The following is a 1,683-nucleotide window of genomic DNA, read 5'->3' as shown; positions in this document are numbered from 1 at the left end:
CGCACTTTTAATGCGATGGTCGCGCGTTCGAATCGCGCAGGACCCACCATTTAGAAGCCTTACACAGTAAGCGATTCAAAGACATTGCCCGTCAAGTTGAATTAACACGTAAGGGGAAAGACGCACTTTCCTCATAATTGTTACTCAATAAGGTGGCGTAATGAGCCAGCAAAAAAATCAAAACTTGTCCAATACTGGGCTGATAATCATTTAGTTATTGTTGATAACCTTTATCAACTAATTGATAACTACACTCAAAAAATACTATTTCAATGCAACGCTTCATCTGATGCAAGCAATAAATGTTATGCCTTTCTTCGTTCAGAATGGGAGGAATCATAATGGCTTATATTAGACCGCTCAAAAAGGGGGGTTTTCAGGCCACTATCAGGCTAAAAGGAATTACCCAATACAAAACCCTACCAACAAAAAAACAGCTTTAGCTTGGGCAAAAAAAACCGAGCAACAAATAAAATCTATTCCTGCACTATCTAATGAGTACATTCTTACCCTATCTGATAATGATATTGTCGAGATGGGCGATGCTGATTTATTTATGCAATTGGGTGTCGATTTATTCAGCATTCGCAACGCTGCAAAACTTGAAGCCATTAACCAACTGAGTAAAAAAGAATTACTACAGTTATCGCCACAGGAAATTGAGCGCATGGGGTGGCGCTGATTTATTTACGCAGGCCGGTAAACGCGTTCGCTATAAAACTTTTCGCGAAGTCTGTGGAGAATATTTAAACCAGTGGAATAAAAAAGACTACAAAAAACCAGCTAGTAAGAGTTAATTACTGGTGTACTGTTTATGGTGACCATATCATGACGGACATTGATATTTTTGATATTCGAGATCAAGTTGATCTGATGCTCAATGAAGGTCAAAGGCCTACAACTGTAAACCGTAAAAAAGCCGTATTAAGCAGCGTTTTCAAGTATGCCTTATCAAGAGGTTATATTGATGTAAATGTGGTTAAGAATGTCGTTATCGACAACGATAGCAAACAGCGTGATAGAGTCCTGGACAATGATGAACGAGCCAGGTTATTGACAGCTTGCCAGTCGTCACAATGGAATAAACTGCATTTACTTGTGTTGTGTGCATTAACTACAGGAGAGCGAAAAGGTGAGTTGATGGGTTTACGTTGGAATGATATTAATTTCAAAGACAGTACAGCTCTGTTAGGTGATACCAAGAACGGGAGCAGTAGAGCACTAACATTCCCACCAATTGTTATGATGGAGTTAAGACGCTTTCAGGAAATAGGGAATAATCTGATATTTGCAGGCAATACCGGCAAGCCTAAAGATATTCGTAAGTCATGGGCAGCCGCTCTTAAAGTGGCGTGTATATCTGATAAAGATGTTTGGCTCTATGTGAATCCTAGTGGGTAGTCGAATTTTAACTTACCACAAAGAAAGTAAATCATATTGATAAAATTATTAATATTACGATAACCTCTTGCTCGTCGTTTGGCCAGTTGGACCTTGCTATTAATTCCCTCAAGAATTCCATTTGTAATCTTCGTTTCAACGAAATGAATAATGCCAGACCAATGGCTCCGAACGGTCTTTACAAACTTCATAAATGCTGAGATTTTAGATTTTTCTACTTCTTCACACCACCGCTTAAAATCAGGGAAACGTAGCCTAAGCGAAGTGATGATTTTTAGGGTT

The 1,683-nt window shown here is 38.9% G+C and carries 3 protein-coding genes; 2 read left to right on the top strand and 1 reads right to left on the bottom strand.

What is annotated here, in order from left to right; genetic code table 11:
- Window positions 1–535 precede the first annotated feature (535 nt).
- Window positions 536–682: a hypothetical protein gene (locus CDZ78_RS22455; protein ID WP_167374426.1), complete on the top strand. Its 147-nt coding sequence runs from the start codon at window positions 536–538 to the stop codon at window positions 680–682.
- 146 nt (window positions 683–828) lie between these two features.
- Complete coding sequence (locus tag CDZ78_RS20090; RefSeq protein ID WP_087871538.1) at window positions 829–1,401, top strand: tyrosine-type recombinase/integrase; 573 nt, start codon at window positions 829–831, stop codon at window positions 1,399–1,401.
- Here CDZ78_RS20090 and CDZ78_RS20085 read toward each other — a convergent pair.
- Window positions 1,380–1,683: transposase (locus CDZ78_RS20085; protein WP_140414260.1), on the bottom strand; the 304-nt coding region annotated here is incomplete at its 5' end. The genes CDZ78_RS20090 and CDZ78_RS20085 overlap by 22 nt on opposite strands.

Source organism: Bathymodiolus platifrons methanotrophic gill symbiont, assembly GCF_002189065.1.
Classification (GTDB): Bacteria; Pseudomonadota; Gammaproteobacteria; order Methylococcales; family Methylomonadaceae; genus Methyloprofundus.
Note: the sequence above shows the minus strand (reverse complement) of the source record. Positions and strands in the feature narration are given on the sequence as shown.

Excerpts from the sequence above, each read along its gene's own strand:
- CDZ78_RS20090 (WP_087871538.1), top strand. The coding sequence starts at position 829 with ATGACGGACATTGATATTTTTGATATTCGAGATCAAGTTGATCTGATG.
- CDZ78_RS22455 (WP_167374426.1), top strand. The coding sequence starts at position 536 with ATGGGCGATGCTGATTTATTTATGCAATTGGGTGTCGATTTATTCAGC.